Source organism: Streptomyces sp. NBC_01257 (assembly GCF_035917255.1).
In the GTDB taxonomy this organism is placed as follows: domain Bacteria; phylum Actinomycetota; class Actinomycetes; order Streptomycetales; family Streptomycetaceae; genus Streptomyces.
Map to the genome: position 1 here is coordinate 6,662,359 of NZ_CP108472.1, position 23,681 is coordinate 6,686,039.

General features: G+C 72.7%; 20 protein-coding genes. 12 read left to right on the plus strand and 8 right to left on the minus strand.

What is annotated here, in order from left to right; all coding sequences use genetic code 11:
* The first annotated feature begins 67 nt into the window (after nucleotides 1–67).
* Nucleotides 68–1,768 (plus strand): proline--tRNA ligase, encoded by a 1,701-nt coding sequence (locus tag OG408_RS29170; RefSeq protein WP_266783525.1) that lies wholly within the window; start codon nucleotides 68–70, stop codon nucleotides 1,766–1,768.
* Between the two features lie 67 nt (nucleotides 1,769–1,835).
* Here OG408_RS29170 and OG408_RS29175 read toward each other — a convergent pair whose 3' ends face one another.
* From OG408_RS29175 to OG408_RS29185, 3 genes are read right to left on the minus strand one after another with little or no spacing between them, the layout of a single operon-like run.
* The gene (locus OG408_RS29175) at nucleotides 1,836–2,756 is read right to left on the minus strand and encodes an aminoglycoside phosphotransferase family protein (protein WP_266783527.1); all 921 of its coding nucleotides are present in this window, start codon (nucleotides 2,754–2,756) and stop codon (nucleotides 1,836–1,838) included.
* A 29-nt stretch (nucleotides 2,757–2,785) separates the two neighbouring features.
* Nucleotides 2,786–3,331: a DUF4439 domain-containing protein gene (locus OG408_RS29180; protein ID WP_326672809.1), complete on the minus strand. Its 546-nt coding sequence runs from the start codon at nucleotides 3,329–3,331 to the stop codon at nucleotides 2,786–2,788.
* Nucleotides 3,328–3,870 (minus strand): hypothetical protein, encoded by a 543-nt coding sequence (locus OG408_RS29185; RefSeq protein WP_326672811.1) that lies wholly within the window; start codon nucleotides 3,868–3,870, stop codon nucleotides 3,328–3,330. Before OG408_RS29185 ends, OG408_RS29180 begins: the two co-directional genes overlap by 4 nt.
* 177 nt (nucleotides 3,871–4,047) lie before the next feature.
* On the opposite strand from OG408_RS29185, the gene rimP reads away from it, so the two are divergent.
* From rimP to OG408_RS29230, 9 genes are all read left to right on the plus strand, one after another.
* Entirely contained in the window at nucleotides 4,048–4,545 is a 498-nt protein-coding gene (rimP, locus tag OG408_RS29190; protein ID WP_285570670.1) for a ribosome maturation factor RimP, read from the plus strand.
* Nucleotides 4,546–4,547: 2 nt separating this feature from the next.
* Entirely contained in the window at nucleotides 4,548–5,588 is a 1,041-nt protein-coding gene (gene nusA / locus OG408_RS29195; protein WP_266783535.1) for a transcription termination factor NusA, read from the plus strand.
* Between the two features lie 182 nt (nucleotides 5,589–5,770).
* On the plus strand, nucleotides 5,771–6,049 hold the full coding sequence (locus OG408_RS29200; RefSeq protein WP_266783537.1) for a YlxR family protein: 279 nt from the start codon (nucleotides 5,771–5,773) through the stop codon (nucleotides 6,047–6,049).
* A 147-nt stretch (nucleotides 6,050–6,196) separates the two neighbouring features.
* Entirely contained in the window at nucleotides 6,197–9,337 is a 3,141-nt protein-coding gene (gene infB / locus OG408_RS29205; protein WP_326672814.1) for a translation initiation factor IF-2, read from the plus strand.
* Between the two features lie 137 nt (nucleotides 9,338–9,474).
* Nucleotides 9,475–9,771: a DUF503 domain-containing protein gene (locus OG408_RS29210; protein WP_136329549.1), complete on the plus strand. Its 297-nt coding sequence runs from the start codon at nucleotides 9,475–9,477 to the stop codon at nucleotides 9,769–9,771.
* Between the two features lie 78 nt (nucleotides 9,772–9,849).
* Nucleotides 9,850–10,299: a 30S ribosome-binding factor RbfA gene (rbfA, locus tag OG408_RS29215; protein WP_266783543.1), complete on the plus strand. Its 450-nt coding sequence runs from the start codon at nucleotides 9,850–9,852 to the stop codon at nucleotides 10,297–10,299.
* A complete protein-coding gene (gene truB / locus OG408_RS29220; protein ID WP_326672816.1) occupies nucleotides 10,296–11,192 on the plus strand; it encodes a tRNA pseudouridine(55) synthase TruB in 897 nt (298 codons plus the stop codon). Before rbfA ends, truB begins: the two co-directional genes overlap by 4 nt.
* Nucleotides 11,193–11,383: 191 nt before the next feature.
* Nucleotides 11,384–15,040, plus strand: a complete 3,657-nt coding sequence (locus tag OG408_RS29225) for a serine protease (RefSeq protein ID WP_326672818.1) — start codon at nucleotides 11,384–11,386, stop codon at nucleotides 15,038–15,040.
* Between the two features lie 43 nt (nucleotides 15,041–15,083).
* Nucleotides 15,084–16,037 (plus strand): bifunctional riboflavin kinase/FAD synthetase, encoded by a 954-nt coding sequence (locus OG408_RS29230; protein WP_326672820.1) that lies wholly within the window; start codon nucleotides 15,084–15,086, stop codon nucleotides 16,035–16,037.
* An 87-nt stretch (nucleotides 16,038–16,124) separates the two neighbouring features.
* Here OG408_RS29230 and OG408_RS29235 read toward each other — a convergent pair whose 3' ends face one another.
* On the minus strand, nucleotides 16,125–17,489 hold the full coding sequence (locus OG408_RS29235) for an MFS transporter (RefSeq protein ID WP_266783551.1): 1,365 nt from the start codon (nucleotides 17,487–17,489) through the stop codon (nucleotides 16,125–16,127).
* Between the two features lie 226 nt (nucleotides 17,490–17,715).
* Here OG408_RS29235 and OG408_RS29240 point away from each other — a divergent pair, with 226 nt between their 5' ends.
* Nucleotides 17,716–18,294 (plus strand): MarR family winged helix-turn-helix transcriptional regulator, encoded by a 579-nt coding sequence (locus OG408_RS29240; protein ID WP_326672822.1) that lies wholly within the window; start codon nucleotides 17,716–17,718, stop codon nucleotides 18,292–18,294.
* An 81-nt stretch (nucleotides 18,295–18,375) separates the two neighbouring features.
* Nucleotides 18,376–19,488, plus strand: coding sequence for an XdhC family protein (locus tag OG408_RS29245; protein ID WP_285570690.1), 1,113 nt, complete (start codon nucleotides 18,376–18,378; stop codon nucleotides 19,486–19,488).
* 41 nt (nucleotides 19,489–19,529) lie between these two features.
* On the opposite strand, the gene OG408_RS29250 is transcribed toward OG408_RS29245, so the two are convergent.
* The 4 genes from OG408_RS29250 to OG408_RS29265 are packed head-to-tail and all read right to left on the minus strand — an operon-like array spanning nucleotide 19,530 to nucleotide 23,597.
* Nucleotides 19,530–20,525 carry an ABC transporter ATP-binding protein gene (locus OG408_RS29250; protein ID WP_266783557.1) on the minus strand — a complete coding sequence of 332 codons (996 nt, stop codon included), beginning with the start codon at nucleotides 20,523–20,525 and terminating at the stop codon, nucleotides 19,530–19,532.
* Complete coding sequence (locus tag OG408_RS29255; protein WP_266783559.1) at nucleotides 20,522–21,550, minus strand: ABC transporter ATP-binding protein; 1,029 nt, start codon at nucleotides 21,548–21,550, stop codon at nucleotides 20,522–20,524. The genes OG408_RS29250 and OG408_RS29255 overlap by 4 nt, the downstream gene beginning before the upstream one ends.
* A complete protein-coding gene (locus OG408_RS29260) occupies nucleotides 21,547–22,515 on the minus strand; it encodes an ABC transporter permease (RefSeq protein WP_405405702.1) in 969 nt (322 codons plus the stop codon). The genes OG408_RS29255 and OG408_RS29260 overlap by 4 nt, the downstream gene beginning before the upstream one ends.
* Complete coding sequence (locus OG408_RS29265) at nucleotides 22,512–23,597, minus strand: ABC transporter permease (protein ID WP_266783561.1); 1,086 nt, start codon at nucleotides 23,595–23,597, stop codon at nucleotides 22,512–22,514. The genes OG408_RS29260 and OG408_RS29265 overlap by 4 nt, the downstream gene beginning before the upstream one ends.
* Nucleotides 23,598–23,681 lie beyond the last annotated feature (84 nt).

Below are 23,681 nucleotides of genomic sequence, written 5' to 3' on the forward strand. Positions count from 1 at the left end.
CGATTTCCGCCCGCCCCCGCCGCCCGGCTAACCTCCTGCACATCACCCTTCCGAGCAGGAGTTCATCATGGCCCAGGTCCAGCGCATGTCCCGATTGATGATCAAGACACTGCGCGACGACCCGGCGGACGCCGAGACGCTCAACCACAAGCTCCTCGTCCGCGCCGGTTACGTACGCCGCACCGCGGCCGGCATCTGGTCCTGGCTGCCGCTCGGCAAGAAGGTCCTGGAGAACATCACCCGCGTCGTCCGCGAGGAGATGGACGCCATCGGCGGCCAGGAGGTCCTGCTCCCCGCGCTGCTCCCCAAGGAGGCGTACGAGGCGAGCGGCCGCTACGACGAGTACGGCGACCTGCTCTTCCGGCTCCAGGACCGCAAGGGCGCCGACTACCTCCTCGGCCCGACGCACGAAGAGGTCTTCACCCAGGTCGTCAAGGACATGTGCTCGTCCTACAAGGACCTGCCCGTGATCCTCTACCAGATCCAGACCAAGTACCGCGACGAGGCCCGCCCCCGCGCCGGCGTGCTGCGCGGCCGCGAGTTCCAGATGAAGGACTCGTACTCCTTCGACACCACCGACGAGGGTCTCGCCGAGGCGTACCAGCTGCACCGCGGCGCCTACATCCGGATCTTCGAGCGGCTCGGCCTCGACCACCGCATCGTCTCCGCGGTCTCCGGTGCCATGGGCGGCTCCGCGTCCGAGGAGTTCCTCGCCCCCGCGCCCGCCGGTGAGGACACCTTCGTCGACTGTCCGAACTGCGACTACGCCGCCAACACCGAGGCCGTGACGTTCAACGCCACCCCGGCCGACGGCTCGGCGACCGGCCCCGTCGAGGAGCTGGACACCCCCGACACCCCGACCATCGAGACCCTCGCCGCCCACCTCGGCGTCCCGGCCTCCGCCACCCTGAAGAACCTCCTGGTCAAGGTCGACGGCGAGATCGTGGCCGTGGGCGTGCCCGGCGACCGCGAGGTCGACCTCGGCAAGCTCGGCGAGCACCTGACCCCCGCCGTCGTCGAGCTCGTCACCGCCGAGGACTTCGTGGGCCGCCCCGACCTGGTCCGCGGCTACGTCGGCCCGCAGGGTCTGGAGAAGGTCCGCTACATCGCCGACCCCCGCGTCGCCGCCGGCACCGCCTGGATCACGGGTGCCAACAAGGAGGGCAAGCACGCGAAGAACGTCGTCGCGGGCCGCGACTTCGAGGTCGACGACTACCTCGACGTCGTCGTCGTCGAGGCGGGCGACCCCTGCCCCAAGTGCGGCACCGGCCTCCAGGTGGACCGCGCCATCGAGATCGGCCACATCTTCCAGCTCGGCCGCAAGTACGCCGACATCTTCTCCCTCGACGTCCTCGGCCAGCAGGGCAAGCCGGTCCGCGTCACGATGGGCTCCTACGGCATCGGCGTCTCCCGCGCGGTGGCCGCCCTCGCCGAGCAGACCGCCGACGACAAGGGCCTGTGCTGGCCCCGCGAGATCGCCCCGGCCGATGTGCACGTCGTCGCCGCGGGCAAGGCGCTCCAGACCGAGCTGGCCCTCGACGTCTCCGAGAAGCTGAACGCGGCCGGCCTGCGCGTCCTGGTCGACGACCGCCCGGGCATCTCGCCCGGCGTCAAGTTCACCGACTCCGAGCTCATCGGCGTCCCGAAGATCCTGGTCGCCGGCCGCCGCTCGGCCGAGGGCGTCCTGGAGCTGAAGGACCGTCGCACCGGCGAGCGCGAGGAGCTCACGGTCGACGAGGCGATCGCCCGCCTCACCGAGCAGGGCTGACCGCCCGGCCACATGCCGAAGGGCCCCGCACGGAGATCCGTGCGGGGCCCTTCGGCATGCGCGGCGGCTACAGCCAGCCGGCGAACTCCAGTGTCACTTCGCCCTCCTCGCGGCGCCCCGCCGCGAGCGCCCGGGTGCCCGACTCCACCGCGCGGAACAGCGTCCAGCCGTGCAGCCGGTCGTGGTTCACGTCCAGCGCCTCCGCGAGCTTCTTGACCCGGCGCCGGGCCGTCACCGCACCGCCGGGCGAGGCGATCAGGTCCTCGACCCGGTCCCGCACCAGCCGCGCCAGATCGTAGGCGCGTTCGCCGACGACCGGCTCGGGACCGACCGTCAGCCAGGGCGCGCGCTCGCCCGAGAGCACCTTGCTCTGGCGGAAGTTGCCGTGCAGCAGCAGGGTCTCCGGGGAGTCCGCGAGGAGCTCCTCGCGCGCCGCCAGAGCCGCCGAGACCAGGGGCTCCAGCACCGGATCGGCCGCCGCGGCGGCCTGCATCGGGGCGGTCCGCAGCCCGGTCCGCCCGGCGACCGTCTCGAACGCGTGCCCCTCGGGCGGATCGACCCAGAGCCGCCGCACCGTCCCGGCCGCCTCCAGCAGCGCCTTCGCCTCCGGCAGCGAACGCAGCGACACCTCCGGGTGCAGCCGCTCCAGCAGCAGCGCCTCACCGGAGTCCGCCCCGTCCGGGGGGCCGGCCAGCCGCACCGCACCCCAGCCGTTCCAGTGCGCCAGCGCCGCACGCTCCAGCTCCGGCGCCGCCCCGGCCGGGGAGAGCTTCAGCGCCGCCGGGGTGCCGTCGGCGTCCCGGACCAGCAGGACCAGGCTGCTGCGCCCGCCCGGGGCGGCGACCCGTTCCACGGTCAGTTCCCGGCCGGCCGCGGTGAGCGCCCGCTCGGTCAGTCCGGGGAGCCGCGCGAGCCATTCCCCGGCGGCCGTATCCCCGTACGACTCGCCGAGCGCTCGCACCAGACGCTGCGGCGGTTCAAAACCCATACGTGCCGTGTTCCCTTTCAGAGCTTCTCTCAGTGCGTCGCGCCGGTACCGGCCTTCGCATCGGACCCGGCCTTCGCATCGGACCCGGCCTTCGCGCCGGCCCCGGCCGTCTCGTCCTTCCCGGCCGTCCCGCCGACGAGCGACCCGTCGGCGGCCCGCTCGGCGAGCCCGGGAAAGGGTACGCCGCTGCCGCGCCAGCGGACGGCCCGCACCGCGGCCTCCCGCAGCGCGTCCGCCGCCGACCGCCGCAACGGCCCCTCCGAGGCCCGTACGAGGTCGGAGTAGACGTCCGCGACCCGGTCCTCCAGCACCGCGGCGAGCCGCACGGCCGCGGCCGCGTCCGGTACCGCGAACGGCAGAGCGTACGCGGGACCCGATGCCACCGGTTCACCGCCCAGGTCACGCACCGTCCGCACCAGCGCGTCGCGCCGGGCCCGGTGCGCGTGGTGCGCCGCGGTGGCCTCGGCACGGCGGGCTGCGGCGACCCGGCCGCCGGCGACCCCGTACCCGTACACGGCGGCGTGTTCGGCGGCCAGCGCCGCCTGTGCGGCCTTCAGCGTTGCGTCGTCGCTCATGCCCGCGTCTCCTTGGCCAGTTCGGTCAGCAGATAGGCGTGGGCGGAGGCGGCCGCGGCGACCGAGGCGAGCAGCCGGGCGAGTTCGGGCGGGGCCTTCAGCAGCGCCTCGGTGTGCGAGGCCGCGGCACGCCGCTCCGCGGCCGCCAGCTCCCGGACCGCCGCGGCGGCGTCCCCGGTGCCGGGGCGCGTGCGGACGAAGCCGAGCGAGCCGCCGCCCTTGCCTAGAGCGGTGAGGTGGGCGCGGACGGCGTCACGCAGCGGAGCGAGTCCGGCCGCGGTCGCCGGATGGTCCCGGGCCACCTGCTCGTACCCGGCGAACAGTGAGGCGCTCACTCCCGCGGCCGCCGACCGCAGTGAGGCCTCCGCCCGGTCGGCCGACGAGCGGTCGGCCGCGGTCCGTGCGCCGGCCCGGGCGGAACCCCGGCTTCCGGAGCTCTCGTCATCGCCACCGCTCCCGCAGCCGGCCAGCACCGCCCCCATGGCGATCGCTCCCGTCGCGGTGAGCGCGCCCCTGCGCGTCGTCCCCGTGCGCCGCACTTGTTCTCCTTCGGGCCTGGACCTGTTGTGACTGGATCTGTCCGGAAGTGATCACCGTTGGCGAGCGTACCCGCGCCCAGGGGGCCGGCGGACAGCAACACCCCTTGGGACCGGATACCCTTTGACCAGACACGCGACGATCCCCACAACAGCACACGCGGCCGAGGAGTCACCCGGATGAGCACCACCCAGAGCGAGAGGCTGCGCGGGCTGGTAGAACCGCTCGTCAGCGCCGAGCAGCTGGATCTGGAAGAGATCGAGGTGTCCCGGGCAGGCCGTCGCCGGGTGCTGCGGATCATCGTGGATTCCGAGGAGGGCGTGGAGCTCGACGCCTGTGCGGATCTGAGCCGCGCGATCTCCGCCAGGCTCGACGAGACCGACGCGATGGGCGAGGACGAGTACGTCCTGGAGGTCAGCTCTCCCGGTGCCGACCGTCCGCTGACGGAGCACCGCCACTACGTACGTGCCACGGGCCGGCTGGCCAGGATCACGCCGAACGAGGGCGCCGAGCTGGTGGCCCGCATCATCGCGGTCGACGAAGAGGGCCTCGATCTCGAGGTGCCGGGCGTCAAGGGCCGCAAGCCCACCTCCCGCCGGATCGCCTTCGCCGACATCGCCAAGGCGCGCGTGGAGCTGGAATTCAACCGCAAGGACAAGAAGGAAGAGGAGGCGTAGCCGTGGACATCGATGTGAAGCTTCTGAAGGGCTTGGCGCAGGACAAGGAGATCCCGTTCGACGTGCTCGTCGAGGCGATCGAGTCGGCCCTCCTCATCGCGTACCACCGCACCGACGGCAGCCACCGCAGGGCCCGCGTGGAGCTGGACGAGCGCGGCCACGTGACGGTGTGGGCGAAGGAGGACCCGGCCGATCTGGAGGAGGGCCAGGAGCCCAAGGAGTTCGACGACACCCCGTCGGGCTTCGGCCGGATCGCCGCGACCACCGCCAAGCAGGTCATCCTCCAGCGTCTGCGCGACGCCGAGGACGACCGGACGTTCGGCGAGTACGCGGGCCACGAGGGCGATGTCGTCACCGGCGTCGTCCAGCAGGGCAAGGACCCGAAGAACGTCCTGGTCGACATCGGCAAGCTGGAAGCCATCCTGCCGGTGCAGGAGCAGGTGCCCGGCGAGGAGTACACGCACGGCCTGCGGCTGCGCACCTACGTCGTCCGCGTCGCCAAGGGTGTCCGCGGCCCGTCCGTGACGCTGTCGCGGACCCATCCCAGCCTCGTGAAGAAGCTCTTCGCGCTGGAGGTCCCGGAGATCGCCGACGGTTCCGTCGAGATCTGCGCGATCGCCCGCGAGGCCGGCCACCGCACCAAGATCGCGGTCCGCTCCACCCGTTCCGGTCTCAACGCCAAGGGCGCCTGCATCGGTCCGATGGGCGGACGTGTGCGCAATGTCATGGCCGAGCTGCACGGCGAGAAGATCGACATCGTGGACTGGTCGGACGACCCGGCCGAGATGGTCGCCAACGCGCTGTCCCCCGCACGGGTGAGCGAGGTCGAGGTCGTTGACCTCGGAGCGCGCTCCGCCCGGGTCACCGTGCCCGACTACCAGCTGTCGCTGGCGATCGGCAAGGAGGGCCAGAACGCCCGCCTGGCCGCCCGCCTGACGGGCTGGCGCATCGATATCCGCCCGGACACCGAGACCGACGCCGAGCGCGATGTCGCGGACCGCGAGCGGGCCGAGCGGGCCCGGGAGCGCTCCGAGCGGCGCTGACCCGACGGGGGATCGCGGCGTGGATCGCACTGCGCCGCGGACCTGGGCCGGAGCACTCCGGCCACCGGTCCGGCAGGGCCGACCAGGAATAGATCGAGGCGGCGCGCCGCTGAGATCACGACAACATCCGTTCGATTTTTGCCCCAAAGGGGTGAGGTCGGTACGGGGAGGTAGACTTAAACGTGTCTGGCCGGACGCAAGCCCGCGCTTGCCCCGAGCGCACCTGTGTGGGATGCCGGGAGCGGGCGGTCAAGAGCGAGCTGCTGCGCATCGTGGCGGACGGGGACGCATGCGTCCCCGATCCACGCGGTACGCTGCCCGGCCGGGGTGCCTATGTACACCCCGTCTCCGTCTGTCTGGACCTGGCGGTTCGCCGCCGGGCATTCCCCCGGGCCTTCAAGGCCAAGGGGCCGTTCGACCCCGCCGCGGTAGAGCGGTTCGTCGGACGGGCGACACCGTAAGAAATGAACGGCACGGGACCCCGTGCGGTCAGGTACCTCGCGAGTTGGAAGTAGGTCGAGATTGCGATGAGCACTCGATGAGTACGCGATGAGTACGCCCATGAAGTAGCGACGGTCCGGCGGTAACCCGGACCTAAAAGGAGCGAAGTGGCTAAGGTCCGGGTATACGAACTCGCCAAGGAGTTCGGGGTTGAGAGCAAGGTCGTCATGGCCAAGCTCCAAGAACTCGGTGAATTCGTACGTTCGGCGTCCTCGACGATCGAGGCGCCGGTTGTACGCAAGTTGACTGACGCACTGCAGGGGCCCGGCGGCAACGCCGGCAAGTCCGCTGCCAAGCCCGGCGCGCCCCGCAAGGCCGCGCCCGTGAAGCCCGCAGCGCCCTCCCCGGCCGCTGCGGCACGTCCTGCTGCCCCGAAGCCCGGCGTTCCGGCCCCCAAGCCGGCCGCTGCCGAGGCCCCGGCGAGCAGCACCCCCGCTGCACCCTCCGCGCCGTCCGCCGGCCCGCGTCCGGGCCCCAAGCCCGCGCCGAAGGCCGCTCCGGTCACCCCGGTGCCCGCAGCCGAGTTCTCGGCTCCGGCCCCGGCCCAGCCGGCAGCGCCGCAGCAGCAGGCCCCGCGTCCCGCGGGTGCCACCCCGGGACCGCGTCCTGCCGGTGGCCCTGCCCGTCCGGCTCCGGCCGGCGGTCAGCGTGACGGTGGCCGCGACGGTGGTCAGCGCGACGGCGGCCGCGGTGGAGAGCGTGGCGCCGAGCGCCCCGCACGCCCCGCGGGCCAGGGTGCCCCGCGCCCCGGCGGCGCCCGTCCGGCCGGTCCCCGTCCGGGCAACAACCCCTTCACCTCCGGTGGCTCGACGGGCATGGCCCGTCCGCAGTCGCCCCGTCCCGGCGGCGCCCCGCGCCCCGGTGGCGGTCAGGAGCGCCCCGGCGCCCCGCGTCCGCAGGGCGGCCCCGGCGGCGCCCCGCGCCCGCAGGGTCAGGGCGGCGCACGTCCGTCTCCGGGCGGCATGCCTCGCCCGCAGGCTCCTCGTCCCGGCGGCGCCCCCGGCGCCGGCGGTGGTAACCGTCCCAACCCGGGCATGATGCCGCAGCGTCCCGCTGCCGGCCCGCGTCCCGGTGGTGGCCCCGGCGGTGGCCGTGGTCCCGGTGGCGGCGGCGGTCGTCCCGGCGGCGGTGGCGGCGCAGGCCGTCCCGGTGGCGGCGGCTTCGCAGGCCGTCCGGCCGGTCCCGGTGGCGGTGGCGGCGGTTTCGCCGGTCGTCCCGGTGGCGGCAGCGGTGGCGGCGCAGGCCGTCCCGGCGGTGGCGGCGGCTTCGGCGGTCGTCCCGGCTTCGGTGGCCGTCCCGGTGGTCCCGGTGGCCGCGGTGGCACACAGGGCGCCTTCGGCCGTCCCGGTGGTCCCGCGCGTCGTGGTCGCAAGTCGAAGCGGCAGAGGCGCCAGGAGTACGAGGCCATGCAGGCCCCGTCGGTCGGCGGCGTCATGCTGCCTCGCGGCAACGGACAGGCTGTCCGGCTGTCGCGCGGTGCCTCGCTCACCGACTTCGCCGAGAAGATCAACGCCAACCCGGCGTCGCTCGTCGGCGTGATGATGAACCTCGGCGAGATGGTCACTGCCACGCAGTCCGTCTCCGACGAGACGCTGAAGCTCCTCGCGGACGAGATGAACTTCGTCCTCGAGATCGTCAGCCCCGAGGAGGAGGACCGCGAGCTGCTCGAGTCCTTCGACATCGAGTTCGGCGAGGACGAGGGCGGCGAAGAGGCCCTGGTCTCCCGTCCGCCGGTCGTGACCGTCATGGGTCACGTCGACCACGGTAAGACCCGACTGCTGGACGCGATCCGCAAGACGAACGTCATCGCGGGCGAGGCCGGCGGCATCACGCAGCACATCGGTGCCTACCAGGTCGGTGCCGAGGTCAACGGCGAGGACCGCCGCATCACCTTCATCGACACCCCGGGTCACGAGGCGTTCACCGCCATGCGTGCACGTGGTGCGAAGTCCACCGACATCGCGATCCTCGTGGTGGCGGCGAACGACGGTGTGATGCCCCAGACGATCGAGGCGCTGAACCACGCCAAGGCGGCCGACGTGCCGATCGTGGTCGCGGTCAACAAGATCGACGTCGAGGGCGCGGACCCGACCAAGGTGCGCGGTCAGCTCACCGAGTTCGGTCTGGTGGCCGAGGAGTACGGCGGCGACACGATGTTCGTCGACATCTCCGCCAAGCAGGGCCTCAACATCGAGGCTCTTCTGGAGGCCGTCGTCCTCACCGCCGACGCCTCGCTCGACCTGCGGGCCAACCCGGAGCAGGACGCGCAGGGTATTGCGATCGAGTCCCACCTCGACCGCGGCCGCGGTGCCGTTGCGACCGTCCTGGTCCAGCGAGGCACACTGCGGGTCGGCGACACGATGGTGGTCGGCGACGCGTACGGCCGAGTCCGCGCGATGCTCGACGACAAGGGCGAGAACGTCGAGGAAGCGGGTCCCTCGACCCCCGTCCTCGTGCTGGGTCTCACCAACGTCCCGGGTGCCGGCGACAACTTCCTGGTCGTCGACGAGGACCGTACGGCCCGTCAGATCGCCGAGAAGCGTGCCGCTCGTGAGCGCAACGCCAACTTCGCCCGCAAGGGTGTCCGGTTCTCCCTGGAGAACCTGGACGAGGCGCTCAAGGCCGGTCTGGTCCAGGAGCTCAACCTCATCATCAAGGGCGACGCGTCCGGTTCGGTGGAGGCTCTCGAGTCCTCGCTGCTCCAGCTCGACGTCGGTGAAGAGGTCGACATCCGGGTCCTGCACCGCGGTGTGGGTGCGGTCACCGAGTCGGACATCGACCTGGCGACCGGCTCCGACGCCATCGTGATCGGCTTCAACGTGCGCGCCGCAGGGCGTGCCGCGCAGATGGCCGACCGCGAAGGTGTGGACGTCCGGTACTACTCGGTCATCTACCAGGCGATCGAAGAGATCGAAGCGGCCCTCAAGGGCATGCTCAAGCCGGAGTACGAAGAGGTCGAGCTCGGTACGGCGGAGATCCGCGAGATCTTCCGCTCGTCCAAGCTGGGCAACATCGCCGGTGTGCTGGTCCGGTCCGGCGAGGTCAAGCGCAACACCAAGGCGCGCCTGCTGCGCGATGGCAAGGTCATCGCGGAGAACCTCAACATCTCCGGTCTGCGCCGCTTCAAGGACGACGTCACCGAGATCCGCGAAGGCTTCGAGGGCGGTATCAACCTCGGAAACTTCAACGACATCAAGATCGACGACGTCATCGCGACGTACGAGATGCGCGAGAAGCCGCGAGGCTGACCCGTACCTCAACAGTCGGGGCCGGTCGACGGGACGTATATCCGTCGATCGGCCCCGGCCGTTCCGTGTACGGTTCTTGTGTCCCTGCCAATCACCGGCGGGGCGCGAACCCGAACCGGCGGGACATCCGGACACACATGTATGTGGGGACACTGTCCTTCGATCTGCTTCTCGGCGACGTACGGTCGCTGAAGGAGAAGCGCTCCATAGTCCGTCCGATCGTTGCCGAGCTCCAGCGCAAGTACGCGGTGAGCGTGGCGGAGACGGGCGGGCAGGACCTCCATCGCAGGGCCGAGATCGGCCTCGCCGTGGTCTCCGGGGAAACCGGGCACCTCACAGACGTACTCGACCGGTGCGAGCGGCTGGTCGCCGGCCGGCCGGAAGTGGAGCTGCTGTCCGTACGGCGGCGGCTGCACAGCGACGAAGACGATTGAGCAGGACCGGCCGGAACCGGTGGGCGGGCGACGCCGCCCCCGATTGCCGGCCGTTCAGAGCGAGAAGGAGACGGACCAGTGGCCGACAACGCGCGGGCTAAGAAGCTGGCGGACCTCATCCAGGAGGTGGTCGCCGAGAAACTGCAGCGTGGGATCAAGGACCCGCGCCTGGGTACGCACGTGACCATCACGGACACCCGCGTCACCGGCGACCTGCGGGAGGCCACGGTCTTCTACACGGTCTACGGCGACGACGAGGAGCGGGCGAGCGCGGCGGCCGGGCTGGAGAGCGCCAAGGGCATCCTGCGCTCGGCGGTCGGCTCCGCGGCGGGGACGAAGTTCACCCCGACCCTCGCCTTCGTGGCGGACGCGCTGCCCGAGAACGCCAAGGCGATCGAGGACCTCCTCGACCGGGCACGGGCCTCGGACGCCAAGGTGCGCGAGGCGTCCTCGGGCGCCGCGTACGCGGGCGACGCGGACCCGTACCGCAAGCCGGAGGACGAGGACGAGGACTCACCTTCCGCATGACGCAGAACAAAACGCCGGACGGCCTTGTCATCGTCGACAAGCCGTCCGGCTTCACGTCGCACGACGTCGTCGCCAAGATGCGCGGTATCGCCAGGACCCGCCGCGTCGGCCACGCCGGCACGCTGGACCCGATGGCGACCGGCGTGCTCGTGCTCGGCGTCGAGAAGGCCACCAAGCTGCTCGGTCATCTCGCACTGACCGAGAAGGAGTACCTCGGTACGATCCGGCTCGGCCAGGACACCGTCACGGACGACGCGGAGGGCGAGATCACCTCGTCCACCGACGCCTCCGGAGTGACCCGCGAGGGCATCGACGCGGGCGTCGCCGCACTGACCGGCCCGATCATGCAGGTGCCGTCCAAGGTCAGCGCCATCAAGATCGACGGCAAGCGGTCCTACGCGCGGGTGCGCGGCGGCGAGGAGTTCGAGATCCCGGCCCGGCCGGTGACCATCTCGTCCTTCCGCGTCTACGACGTCCGCGAGGCCGTCGCCGAGGACGGCACCCCGGTCGTCGACCTCGTCGTCTCGGTGGTCTGCTCCTCCGGTACGTACATCCGGGCCATCGCCCGTGACCTCGGCGCGGGACTCTGCGTGGGCGGGCATCTGACCGCCCTGCGGCGGACCCGGGTCGGTCCGTACGGGCTCGATGCCGCGCGGACGCTCGACCAGCACCAGGAGGAGCTGACCGTGATGCCGGTGGCCGACGCCGCCGCCTCGGCGTTCCCCCGCTGGGACGTCGACGACAAGCGGGCCAAGCTGCTGCTGAACGGCGTACGCCTCGACATGCCGGCGTACCCGCCGGGGCCGGTCGCGGTCTTCGGGCCCGACGGGCGGTTCCTGGTCCTCGTCGAGGAGCAGAAGGGCAAGGCCAAGAGCCTCGCCGTCTTCGCCTGAGCTCCGGGGAACCCTCGTGGAGCGGGCCGGACCCCCTCGCGCCCGCTCCACGACCCCCCGTCGGAGTCTGTCCGGTGAACACCCCTGATTCACCCCAACGGGCAGGCGCTCGGAGTGAATCAGGGGAGCAAACGGGGCGCTTTTACCCCGAGCGCTACGCGTACCGATCACCGTCGCCCTAACGTCGGATCATGGGATGCGGGGACCGGGCGACGCTGGTACGACTGTGCGATCCGGCGGGCCGGCCACGGGGGACCGGTTTCGTCGCGGACGACCGGGGCACCGTCGTGACCAGCCACGAGGCGGTCGACGGACTTCCGCATCTCCTCCTGCACGGCGCGGACGGCCGCGGCTGCCGCGTCGAGGCCCAGGACATCACCGCCCTGCCGGAGCTGGACCTCGCCCTCCTGCCCACCGGGGGACCCGACGCGCTCGGTGTGCAGCCGCTGCCGATCTCCCTGCGGGAGCGGCTCGACCCCGGTACGTATGTCACGGTCGCCGCGCACGGCCTGCGCGAGGCCCGCGTCCTGGGCGCCACCCCGGTGACGTACACCTCCGGCGGCCGCACCCACCGGATCGACGGCGCGCTGGAGCTGGCCCTCGGCACGGACGGCAGCGATGCGCTGCGGCTCGGCGGCGCGGCCGTCGGCGGGCCCGTCCTCGATCCGGTGAGCGGCGCCGTCATCGCCGTGCTGGGCATCGCCCTGCGGGCCGGGCACGCCGCCGCCGGATGCGCGGTGCCGCTGGCCGGAGCGGACCGGGACGGACCCCTGGGCGCGCTGCTGAGGCGCAACGCCCGGGGCGTGCCCGGCTACGGACTCGATCTGAACGCGGCGGGGGCGCTCCAGCTCACCGCCATGTCGGTCGGCTCCGCGGACGGCCCCACCGCCTGGCCCGATCCGGTGGAACGGCCCGAAGTCCTCGCGGAGTGCCAGGCCTTCGCCGCCGCCGGCCGCACCGAGGGCGCGGCGGAACCCGCGGTCGTCCTCGGCCTGGTCGGAACCCCCGGCACCGGCCGCACCACCGAACTCGCCGCCCTCGCCGCACGGCGCGCCCGGGGACCGGTACCCGCACTCACGCTGTGGCTGCGCGGCGCCGACCTGCTGGCCGACGACACCTCCGTCGCCGACGCGATCGGCCGCACGCTGGGGCAGGCCGGCCGCATCGTCACCGCCGCCGGAGCCGTCGGGGACATGGAGTCGGCCACCCCGGAGCGGGTGGCCGGGCTGGCCGCCGAGGCCGGCAGCCCGCTGCTCGTCCTGCTGGACGGACCCGAGGAGATGCCGCCCGTCCTGGCGCACCACCTGGCCCGGTGGACGACGGGCACCGTCGCATGGCTGCGGGAGCACGGGGCGCGGCTCGTCGTCGCCTGCCGGCCCGAGCACTGGGAGACCGCGGGCGCACTCTGCCCGCCCGGCGCGCTGCACCACCCGGCCCGGCCCGCCAGGCGGCTCCCGTCCGCGGTCCGCATCGGGGACCTCACCGAGGCCCAGGCCGAGCGGGCCCGGGAGCGGTACGCGCTCCCGCCCGACGCCCTCGCCGCGGGCCACGACCGGCACCCGCTCACCCTGCGGCTGCTCGCGGAGGTCCGCGCGGCCCTGCCGCCGGACACCCCGGGCCGCCCCGACACCGAAGAGGTCTTCGCCGCCCACCTGGACCTCATGTGCCTGCGCATCGCGGTCCGGATCGCCGCCCAGTGGCGTCCGGCACCGGACGGGAGGGCGGTGCGGCGGCTGGCGGCGCAGGTGGCGGGCCAGGTCCACGAAGCGGCCCGGCGGTGCCTTGGTCCCGGGCAGGGGGAGCTGGACCGGGCCACGTTCGAGGCGATCTTCCCGTGGCGGACGGGCTGGGCGTCCGCGGTGCTGACCGAGGGACTGCTCGTCCCGGCGGGCGCGGGCTACCGGTTCGCGCACGAGGAGCTGGGTGACTGGGTCCAGGGCGCGCATCTGGACCTGGACTCGGCGCTGCGGGCGCTGGTGCACCGCTGGCACGCGGACACCGCGGCGGGGGAGGGCGCCGAGCGGGTGCCGTACCCCCGCCGCCCGGACGCCCGCCCCGGACCGGAGGCCCCGTCCCGGCCGCACTCCCTGCCCGTACCGCGCCACCGCATCGGCCCGGTGATCCAGGCGCTCCTCCTGCTCGGCCGCCGCCAGGGCCCGGCCGCGCTGGCCCACCGGCTGGCCGATCTGATCGAGGCGCTGGACCGGCTGACGGCGGCGGGGCCCGTTGCCGTGGCGGAGTCCTCGGCCCCGGAGAGCGGGACGGCGGACGGCGGCGGCGCCCCGTTCCCGGACGCGCGCTGGTGGGCCGTGCACCTGCTGTCCGAGACGCTGCTGCGGGTGCCCGACGCCCGGCCGCACCTCGGGGTGCTCCGGCTGCTCGCCGGGCGTATCGTCCGCAGCTCCGCCGACGCCGGCGGGACCGGGCCGCGTGGTGCGTACGCCGGGTTCGGGCCGTGGTTCTGGCGCCGGCTGCGGCTGCCGGAGTCCGACCGGATGGATCTGTTCCGGCGGCTGGTCCCCGCCGACGGACCGCCGCGCGGTGACAGTGACGGCGGCGGCCGCTTCCTGGACGCCGTGGCCCGGCGGCTCGCCGCCCATCCGCGCACCCTCCAGCCGCTCCTGTGCGCCTGGTTCACCGACGAGCAGCCGCTCGCCGCCGCGGAGGGTGTGGCCCTGCGGCCCACCGTCGCGGCGGCCGCGCAGGCGCTTCTGCACGCCCGCCGCGATCTCGCCGTGGACGATCTGACCGACGCGCTCGTCTCCTGCGACCACCCCCGTGCCGACGAACTGCTCGCAGCCCTGGCCGAGGACGAACCGGCGGCGCTCTGCCGGGCCGTCGAACGGTGGTCGCGCGACGACGACCACCGCATCCGGCGGATCGCGGCGGTGTCGTACGCCGGGCTCCTCGCCCCGAGGCTGACCCGCGACCTGGACCGCGTCCTGCTGCGCCGGGCCGCGCTCGCCCTGCTGGCCCGGCCCGCCGACACCGATCTGCACGGGCCCGTGCTCGCCCTGCTGGTGGCCGACCCGCAGACCCGGGACCGCTATCTGCCCCAGGCGCTCCGGGCCTTCGCCGCGGACGGGCCGAAGATCTCGGCCGGCGCCCTCGCCGTCGCCCTGCCCACCCACCCGGAGCCGGTGCTGGCCGCGTACCGGGACCGGCTGACGCGGCCCGGGGAAGGCGCCGGTGAGGCGCTCCGCGCGCTCGCCGGCCTCGACGCTCCCGCGCTGGCGCTGCACGCGGCGGGACTCGTACGCGCCTACGTCGACAGCCACCCCGGGGACACCTCGCACACCGCCGCGTACCTCGACCGCAGGCTGGAGCACGGGCCCGCCGCCCGGGCGCTGCTGCCTCCCCTGCTGGCCGGTCTGCTCCGGGACCGTCCGGCGGCCGCGCCGGTCAGGGGTGCGCTCGCCGGGGTGCTGGCCTCGCCCGGCAGCCCCGCGTCACAAGCGTTGCGGGACAGCCTGCTGGAGGTGCTGCTGGAGTTCGAGCAGGGGCGTGCCTACCGGGACCCGGTGGTGCTGGACGCGCTGCTGCGGGCCGCCGCGGCCGGCTGCGCGGGGCGGTCGCCCGTCCGCACCCGGGCGCTGGTCCACCGCACCGGGATGCTGCTGGTCCGTACCCCCGAGGGGGCCGTCCTCTTCGACCGCAGGCTCGTCGCCCTCGCCCGTGACATGCCCGGATTCGGGGCGCTGGTCATCGGATGGCTGGCCGACGCCCCGCAGGAGTGGGCGGCGGTCGTCGGCCCCAGCGCGCGGCGGACCGTGGAAGCCCTGGGGGCCCCGATGACCATGCCGATGCAGGGCGCAGGGCGTGAGCATGGCAGTCTTAGACCTGCGTAAGAGACAAACCCACGTACACAGGTTCGGGCGAGGAGCGGTCAGAGTGCAGCGCTGGCGTGGCTTGGAGGACATCCCCCAGGACTGGGGACGCAGCGTCGTCACCATCGGCTCCTATGACGGGGTGCACCGCGGACACCAGCTGATCATCGGCCGGGCCGTCGAGCGGGCCCGTGAGCTGGGGGTGCCGTCGGTCGTCGTGACGTTCGATCCGCACCCCAGCGAGGTCGTCCGGCCCGGCAGCCACCCGCCGCTGCTCGCCCCGCACCACCGCCGTGCCGAGCTGATGGCCGACCTCGGTGTGGACGCGGTGCTGATCCTGCCGTTCACCACCGAGTTCTCGAAGCTCGCTCCGGCCGACTTCATCGTGAAGGTGCTCGTCGACAAGCTGCACGCGCAGCTCGTCATCGAGGGCCCCAACTTCCGCTTCGGCCACAAGGCCGCGGGGAACGTGCGGCTGCTCGCCGAGCTGGGCGAGACCTACGACTACCGCGTCGAGGTCATCGACCTCCGGGTGCGCGGCGAGGCGGGCGGCGGCGAGCCGTTCTCCTCCACGCTCACCCGGCGCCTCGTCGCCGAGGGGGACATGGCCGGCGCCGCCGAGATCCTGGGCCGCCCGCACCGCGTCGAGGGCATCGTCGTCCGCGGGGCGCAGCGCGGCCGCGAACTCGGCTTCCCCACCGCGAACGTGGAGACCCTGCCGCACACCGCGATCCCCGCCGACGGCGTGTACGCGGGCTGGCTGGAGGTGAACGGCGAGGCGATGCCCGCCGCGATCTCGGTCGGTACCAACCCGCAGTTCGACGGCACGGAGCGGACGGTGGAGGCGTACGCGATCGACCGCGTCGGCCTCGACCTGTACGGCCTGCACGTCGCCGTCGACTTCCTCGCGTACGTACGCGGCATGCTGAAGTTCGACTCCATCGACGATCTGCTGGTGGCGATGGCCGCGGACGTGAAGCGGTCCAGCGAACTGGTCGCCGCGTACGACCGGGGCTGAACCGCTCCCTGAATCCGACGGCTCCGGCCGGGACCGCCGTCACGCGGTCCCGGCCGAGCCGTATCCGTGCGCTGTGCCGTACGTGCCTCAGCTGTTGAGCTCCTCCAGCGTCCTGCCCTTGGTCTCCACGGCGAAGAGCGCGATGACCGCGCCCGCCGCGGCCACGCACCCCAGCTGGGTGAAGACCATGGTCAGACCGGCGCCCGAGCTGATGATCGCGCCGACGACGATCGGCCCGAGGATGACGCCGAGCCGGTTCCACACCCCGCCGAACGACGCCCCTCGGGCCCGGCTGCGGGTCGGGTAGAGCTCGGGTGTGTAGAGGTAGAGGCTCACGTTGGTGGCGAAGACGAAGAGCGTGGTGACCGAGGCCCACGCCGCGACCTGGCCGCCGGACGTGGCCCCGGAGACCGCCAGGGAGAACAGTGCGGCGGCCGCCCCGCCGAGTCCGACGGTCAGGGACACCCGGCGTCCCGCCCGGTCGATGACGAGCGCGACCAGCAGACAGCCGATCAGACCCGTCACATTGCTCAGCAGCGCGTAGTTGAGCGCGGTGCGCAGATCGAGTCCGAACTCCTTGGTGTAGAGCGAGGGCAGCCAGGTCGTGATGCCGTGGTTGACGTAGTACGCCACGAACCACAGCGCCGAGACCACGGCCGTGCGCCGCAGGTAGCGGCCCGTGAACAGGTCCCGCAGCCCGCCCCGCGAGGTCTCGACGGCGGTCGCGGGACCGGGGTCGGGGAGTTCGGCGCCGACCGACTTCGCCACGTCCTTCTCGATCCGGGCGATGACCTCTTCGGCCTCCGCGACCCGGCCCCGGGACAGCAGCCAGCGCGGTGACTCGGGGACCTGGCGGCGCAGGACGACGACGAGCAGGACCGGCAGGGCGCCGATCAGGAACATCACCCGCCAGCCGAAGCTGGGCACCACCCAGCTCGCGACGAGCGTGGCCGTGGCGAGACCGGCCGGGAAGATGAGTTCGTAGAGCAGCACGAAACGGCCGCGGTGGTCCGCCCGGGCGATCTCGTTGATGTACGTGGCGGCGACCGGCACGACACCGCCGATGCCGAGACCCTGGACGAACCGGAAGAGGGTGAACAGGGCGAGGCCGGGGGAGAGGGCGACGGCGAGGCTGGCCAGCGCGGTCACGGCGACGCCCAGGGCGACGGTGTTCACCCGGCCGATCCGGTCGCCCAGCCAGCCCGCCAGGAGCGCGCCGAGCAGCATCCCGACCGAGCCGCTGGTGACGATCATCGTGCCCTGACCGGTGCTCAGCTTCCACTGTTCGGTCAGGACGGGCAGCGCGGATGCGGTCAGCAGCTGGTCGAACGCCTCGAAGAACGTGACGGTGCCGATCAGGGTGCGGACCTTGATGTGCCAGCGAGAGCTCGGCAGGCGTTCGAGTCTGGCCGAGACGGAGCTCACGGCCGGGCCGTTGGCCACGATTGACATGGGGATCCTTCCGCGAACAGAGGAGTTGCGGTGACCCTAGAAAGAAGTCTCTTAGCGGTCAATAACTAAGCACTTAAATTTAATAACGAAGTGGAACCGGGGCCGAACCGCATCGAGGGCCCCGCGCCCGGCACCGGTTGTATCGTGAACACCGCACCGCGCGCCGTGCACGGTGTGCCCGGAAGGAGGCGCGGGGGCGCGGCGACGCACCGTCCTCCCATCGCACATGACTCGTAGAGCATCCGGCCGCCCCGACGCGGTCGACCTCGTCCTGGAGCAGTGGAAGCGCGAACTGCCCGGCCTCGACGCCTCCCCCATGGAGGTGCTCGGCCGGCTCCACCGCAGCTATCTGCGCTACCAGGGACTGCTGTCCGACCTCTTCGAATGCTTCGACCTGAACATGGCCGCCTTCGACGTGCTGGCGGCTCTGCGCAGGTCGGGGCCGCCCTACCGGCAGACCGCGGGACAGCTCGCGGACATCGCCCTGGTCACCACGGGCGGCATCACGCTGCGGCTCGACCGGCTGGAGAAGGCGGGCCTGGTGACCCGGGAGCGCGACGGGGCGGACCGCAGGATCGTCTACGCGTGCCTCACCGAACGCGGCATCGAGATCGCCGACGTGGTCGCCGTCGCCCACTTCGCCAACGAGGAACGGATGCTCGCCGAACTGTCCGCGGCCGAGCGGCGCCGGCTCGGCCTGCTGCTGGCCAAGCTCGAACGCTCGCTGGAGACGGCGGAACAGACCCCGCCCGACCGGGCCGCCCTCTCGGCGTCCATACGGCGGGAACCACCGCACCACACCTAGCACTCGTTATCTCAGCGCTCAGGCTCCGTCTATGGTGGCCGCACCAGGGCCGGGCGGACCGGGCCGGAGGAGGTCCGTACCGTGCGTGAACTGCTGTCGGAACTGCGGGCCTGGCACGACGCCGGCACGTCCTTCGCCCTGGCGACCGTCGTCTCCGTCCGCGGCAGCGCCCCCCGGGCACCCGGCGCCATGATGGCCGTGACCGCCGACGGGACGGTGGCCGGGAGCGTCTCCGGGGGCTGCGTCGAGGGCGCGGTCTACGAGGCGGCCGGCGAGGTGCTCGTCACCGGGACCCCGCAGCTGCACTCGTACGGGATCAGCGACGACGAGGCGTTCGGCGTCGGACTGACCTGCGGCGGCACCATCGACGTCCTCGTCACCCCCTGCACCGACGCCGCCGACCGGAACTGGCTCCGGGAGGTGGGCGACACCGTCGCACGCGGCGAACCGGTCGCCGTGGCCACCCTCCTCCCGGACGCCGGACGGGCCGGCGCGCGGCGGGTGGTCCGGCCGGACGGCACCGGGGGGACGCTGGGTGACGAAGGGCTCGACGCCGCCGTCACCGACGACGCCCGCGGCCTCCTCGCCCAGGGCGCGACCGGCCGCCAGTGGTACGGGACGCACGGCGAACGCCGGATGCAGGAGGTGTCCGTCTTCATCCAGACGTACGCGCCACCGCCCCGCATGATCGTCTTCGGCGCCATCGACCACGCGGCGGCGACCGCCCGCATCGGGTCCTTCCTCGGCTACCGGGTCACCGTCTGCGACGCCCGTCCGGCCTTCGCGACCCGCGAACGCTTCCCCACCGCCGACGAGGTCGTCCGCGCCTGGCCGCACACCTATCTCTCGGCCACGGACGTCGACGCGCGGACCGTCCTGTGCGTGCTCACGCACGACCCCAAGTTCGACGTGCCGCTGCTGGTCGCCGCGCTGCGCACCCCGGCCGCCTACATCGGGGTGATGGGCAGCAGGCGCACCCACCTCGACCGGCTGGCCCGGCTCCGGGAGGAGGGCGTGAGCGAGGCCGAGCTGGCCCGGCTCGCCTCACCCGTCGGCCTCGACCTCGGCGCCCGGACACCCGAGGAGACGGCCGTCTCGATCGCCGCGGAGATCATCCAGCACCGGTGGGGCGGCAGCGGCCGGCCGCTCGGCGAACTGTCCGGCGCGATCCACCACCACGACGCCCGGAGGTAGCGGGCGGGCCCCTGCCCACGGGCCCGCCCGCCCGGTACTCCCTACGGCCGTGCGGCCACCGCCGCGTTCGCCCAGTGGCACGCCACCTGCGTCTCGCCGCCGCCCGCGAGCACCGGCAGATCCTTCGTACGGCAGGCGTCCGCGACACCCGCCCGCTCCGCCTCGCCCGACGCCAGGACCTGGCACCGCACATGGAAGCGGCAGCCCGACGGCACCTTGGACGGGTCCGGCGGCTCACCGGTCAGCACCACCGGATCGCCCTCGGCCTCCGGCAGCACCGACAACAGCGCCTGCGTGTACGGATGCTGCGGAGCCGTGAGGATCTGCTCGACGTCACCCGTCTCCACGATCCGGCCGAGATACATCACCGCCACCCGGTCCGCGATGTTCCACGCGAGACCGAGGTCGTGCGTCACCACCAGCGCGGACAGGCCCAGTTCGTCCCTCAGCCGCAGCAGCAGCGCCAGGATCTCGCCGCGCACCGAGGCGTCCAGCGAGGCCACCGGTTCGTCCGCCACGATGAGTTCCGGCTCCAGGACCAGCGCGCCCGCGATCACGACGCGCTGGCGCTGGCCGCCGGAGAGCTCGTGCGGGTAGCGCAGGAAGAACCGCTCCGGAGGCCGCAGCCCCGCCCGGGAGAGGGCGTTCGTCACCGCCTCCCGCTCGTCACCGCCGTACCGGTGGATCCGCAGGCCCTCGGCCACCGCGTCGTACACGGTGTGCCGAGGGTTCAGCGAACCGGAGGGGTCCTGCAGCACCAGCTGCACCCGCTTGCGGTACGCCTTCAGCGCACGGCTGCCGTAGTCGAGCGGCTTGCCGCCGAAGGTGACCTGGCCGCCCGTCGGGGGGACCAGGCCCAGCAGCGAGCGGGCCAGCGTCGTCTTGCCGCACCCCGACTCGCCGACCAGCGCGACGATCTCGCCCGGCCGGATGTCGAGGTCGACCCCGTCCACGGCACGCGCCGGGTCGGCCCCGTGCCTGCCGGGGAACGTGACCTGGAGCTCCCGCGCGCTGAGCAGGTCCGTGGTGGTGGTCATGATGTGCTCCTTGCTTCCTCGGCACCCGGCAGGACCGGGGCGGGTGCCCCTTCCGTACCCACCAGCACACACGCGGCCTCACGCCCCGGGCCCGCCACCCGCAGCACCTGGTCCTGCGTGGTGCAGGAGTCCAGGGCCACCGTGCAGCGCGGATGGAACGTGCAGCCGGCCGGCAGTGCCGACGGGTCCGGCGGATCGCCCGGCAGGCCCCGGGGCGCGAACCGCGAGGCCGGGTCGCCGATCCGCGGGAAGGCGCCGGACAGCGCCTTGCTGTACGGGTGGTGCGCCCGCTCGTAGACCTCGGACGCCGGACCCTGTTCCACGACCCGTCCCGCGTACATCACGGCGAGCCGGTCACAGGTGTCCGAGAGCACCGCGAGGTCATGGCTGATCATGATCAGACCGAGATCCTTCTCGGAGACCAGCTCCTCGATGAGCCGCAGGATCTGGGCCTGGATCATCACATCCAGGGCCGTCGTCGGCTCGTCGGCGATGATCAGGCCCGGATCGCAGGCGAGCGCCATCGCGATCATCACGCGCTGCCGCTGCCCGCCGGACAGCTCGTGCGGATAGGCGTCCGCCCGCGCGGCGGGCAGTCCCACCTGCTCCAGGAGCTCACCGGCCCGCTTCCGCGCGGCGGCCTGGCTCACCTTCTTGTGCAGCAGGATCGGCTCGGCGATCTGGTCCCCGATGCGGTGCACCGCGTTCAGCGAGTGCATCGCACCCTGGAAGACGATCGAGGCGCCCGCCCAGCGCACGGCCCTGACCTGGCCCCACTTCATGGCGAGGACGTCCTCGCCGTTCAGCAGGATCTCGCCGGTGACCTTCGTGCCCGCGGGCAGCAGCCGCAGCAGCGCGAGCGCCAGTGTGGACTTCCCGCAGCCCGACTCCCCGGCGATGCCGAGCTTCCGGCCCGCGTCGACCTCCAGGTTCACGCCGCGGACCGCCCGGGCCCCGCCGGCGTACGTCACCGTCAGATCGCGTACCTCGAGAAGAGGCGTCTTGCGGATGTTCGTCGTGCTCAACGGGCCACCCCCAGCTTGGGATTGAGGACGGACTCGATGGCGCGGCCGCACAGCGTGAACGCCAGGGCCACCAGGGCGATGGCGATACCGGGCGGTGCCAGGTACCACCAGTCGCCCGCGCTCACCGCACCGGCTTCGCGCGCGTCCTGGAGCATGCCGCCCCAGGAGGTGATGGTCGGGTCGCCGAGGCCCAGGAAGGCCAGCGTGGCCTCCGTCAGGATCGCACTGGAGATCACCAGCGTGGTCTGCGCGAGCACCAGCGGCATCACGTTCGGCAGCACGTGCCGGAGCATGATGTGGCCGTGCCCGCCGCCCAGCGCGCGGGCGCGCTCGATGTACGGACGGGACTCCACGGCGAGGGTCTGCGCCCGCACCAGACGGGCCGTCGTCGGCCAGGTGGTGACGCCGATCGCGATGATGACCGTCCACAGGGAGCGGTCCATCACGGTGGCCAGCGCGATCGCCAGGACCAGCGTCGGCATCACCAGGAACCAGTCGGTGACCCGCATCAGGACCGTCGAGTACCAGCCGCGGAAGTGCCCCGCGACGATCCCCACGACGGTGCCGATGGCCACGCAGAGGAAGGCCGCGAGCAGCCCCACCGTGAGCGAGACCCGGGCTCCCCACACCAGCAGCGCGAGGACACTGCGCCCGAACTGGTCGGTGCCGAGCGGGAACTCGGCGCTCGGTGACTCCAGGGCACCGCCCGGCGCCTCGGTGACGCTCTGCGCGTCCGCCCCGGTCAGTGCGGGGGCGAACACCGCGATCAGCGCGATCAGGACGAGCCCGGCCAGGCCCCACAGACCGCCGCGGTGACCGCGGTACTCCCGCCAGAACCTGGCGACGGAACGGCGCTTGCGGGCCCGGGCCAGGGCGCGCGGACTCTTGGCCGCGCCGGCGCCGGGATCTTCGGGCGCGGGCGCCTCGGTGTCCGGCGTGGACGCGGGCATGGATTCGGTCGTCATCGGCCCACCCGGGGATCGAGCAGCGGATACAGCAGATCGGCCAGGGTGTTCGCCAGGATCACCGCGGTGGCGAAGACGAAGAACAGCCCCTGGACGAGGGGAAGGTCGGGGACACTGAGCGCGGAGTAGAAGAGCCCGCCGAGTCCCGGCCAGGAGAACACCGTCTCGACCAGGATCTGTCCGGCGACCACGTGCCCCAGATTGACGAACATCAGCGTGAACGTCGGCAGCATCGCGTTGGGGACGGCGTGTCTGCGGCGCACCACGTCGTCGCGCAGCCCCTTGGCGCGGGCCGTCGTCAGGTAGTCGCTGCCCATCTCGTCGAGGAGCGATGAGCGCATCACCAGGAGGGTCTGCGCGTAACCGACCGCGACCAGGGTGATCACGGGGAGCACCATGTGGTGGGCGACGTCCATGATGTGCGCGAAGCCGGTCGCACCGTCGGTGGACGACAGACCGCCCGTCGGGAACATGCCGGGGATCGGGCCGACGCCCACCGCGAAGACGATGATCAGGAGCAGGCCGAGCCAGAACGACGGCACCGAGTAGAGCGTGAGCGCCAGCGCGGTGTTGAAGCGGTCGCTGTTCGACCCGTTGCGCCAGGCGGTACGGGTGCCGAGCCAGATGCCCAGCGCGCTGAAGAGGACGTACGCCGTGCCGGTGAGCAGCAGCGTCGCCGGGAGCGCCTCGATGATCTTGTCCATGACCGGGGCGTGGTACTGGAACGAGGTGCCGAAGTCGCCGGTGAGGGCGTCGCCCACGTAACTGGTGAACTGCTGCCACATCGGCTGGTCGAGGCCGAACTGGTGGCGCAGTGATTCGAGCTGTTCGGCCGAGACGCGCCGGCCGCCGGTCATCTGCTTCACCGGGTCGCTGGGGATGAGCCGGAAGAGGAAGAAGCTCGTGACCAGCACGGCGAACAGCGAGACCACCGCGCCGAAGATCTTCGCGGCCACGTACTTGAGATAGGCCTTGGTGTTGCGCGCCCGTGGGCCGCGGGCGGCCGGAGCGGCGGCCGGAGCCGGACCGTCCGTGTCCGCATCCGCCTGTTTCACGAGCGCCGGAGTGCTGTCAGCTGTCATGGGAACTCTCGTTACTCGTGCTGCACTTAGAGGGACCGGCCGGCGGGGCCCGGCTGCCCGGGCCCCGCCGCCGTTCGCTCTCAT

Bases quoted from the DNA above. Each gene is read 5' to 3' on its own strand.
- OG408_RS29170 (WP_266783525.1), top strand. From the start codon at position 68: ATGGCCCAGGTCCAGCGCATGTCCCGATTGATGATCAAGACACTGCGC.
- OG408_RS29175 (WP_266783527.1), bottom strand. From the start codon at position 2,756: ATGGGTTTTGAACCGCCGCAGCGTCTGGTGCGAGCGCTCGGCGAGTCG.
- OG408_RS29180 (WP_326672809.1), bottom strand. From the start codon at position 3,331: ATGAGCGACGACGCAACGCTGAAGGCCGCACAGGCGGCGCTGGCCGCC.
- rimP (WP_285570670.1), top strand. From the start codon at position 4,048: ATGAGCACCACCCAGAGCGAGAGGCTGCGCGGGCTGGTAGAACCGCTC.
- OG408_RS29210 (WP_136329549.1), top strand. From the start codon at position 9,475: ATGTATGTGGGGACACTGTCCTTCGATCTGCTTCTCGGCGACGTACGG.
- truB (WP_326672816.1), top strand. From the start codon at position 10,296: ATGACGCAGAACAAAACGCCGGACGGCCTTGTCATCGTCGACAAGCCG.
- OG408_RS29225 (WP_326672818.1), top strand. From the start codon at position 11,384: ATGGGATGCGGGGACCGGGCGACGCTGGTACGACTGTGCGATCCGGCG.
- OG408_RS29235 (WP_266783551.1), bottom strand. From the start codon at position 17,489: ATGTCAATCGTGGCCAACGGCCCGGCCGTGAGCTCCGTCTCGGCCAGA.
- OG408_RS29240 (WP_326672822.1), top strand. From the start codon at position 17,716: ATGACTCGTAGAGCATCCGGCCGCCCCGACGCGGTCGACCTCGTCCTG.
- OG408_RS29250 (WP_266783557.1), bottom strand. From the start codon at position 20,525: ATGACCACCACCACGGACCTGCTCAGCGCGCGGGAGCTCCAGGTCACG.
- OG408_RS29260 (WP_405405702.1), bottom strand. From the start codon at position 22,515: ATGACGACCGAATCCATGCCCGCGTCCACGCCGGACACCGAGGCGCCC.
- OG408_RS29265 (WP_266783561.1), bottom strand. From the start codon at position 23,597: ATGACAGCTGACAGCACTCCGGCGCTCGTGAAACAGGCGGATGCGGAC.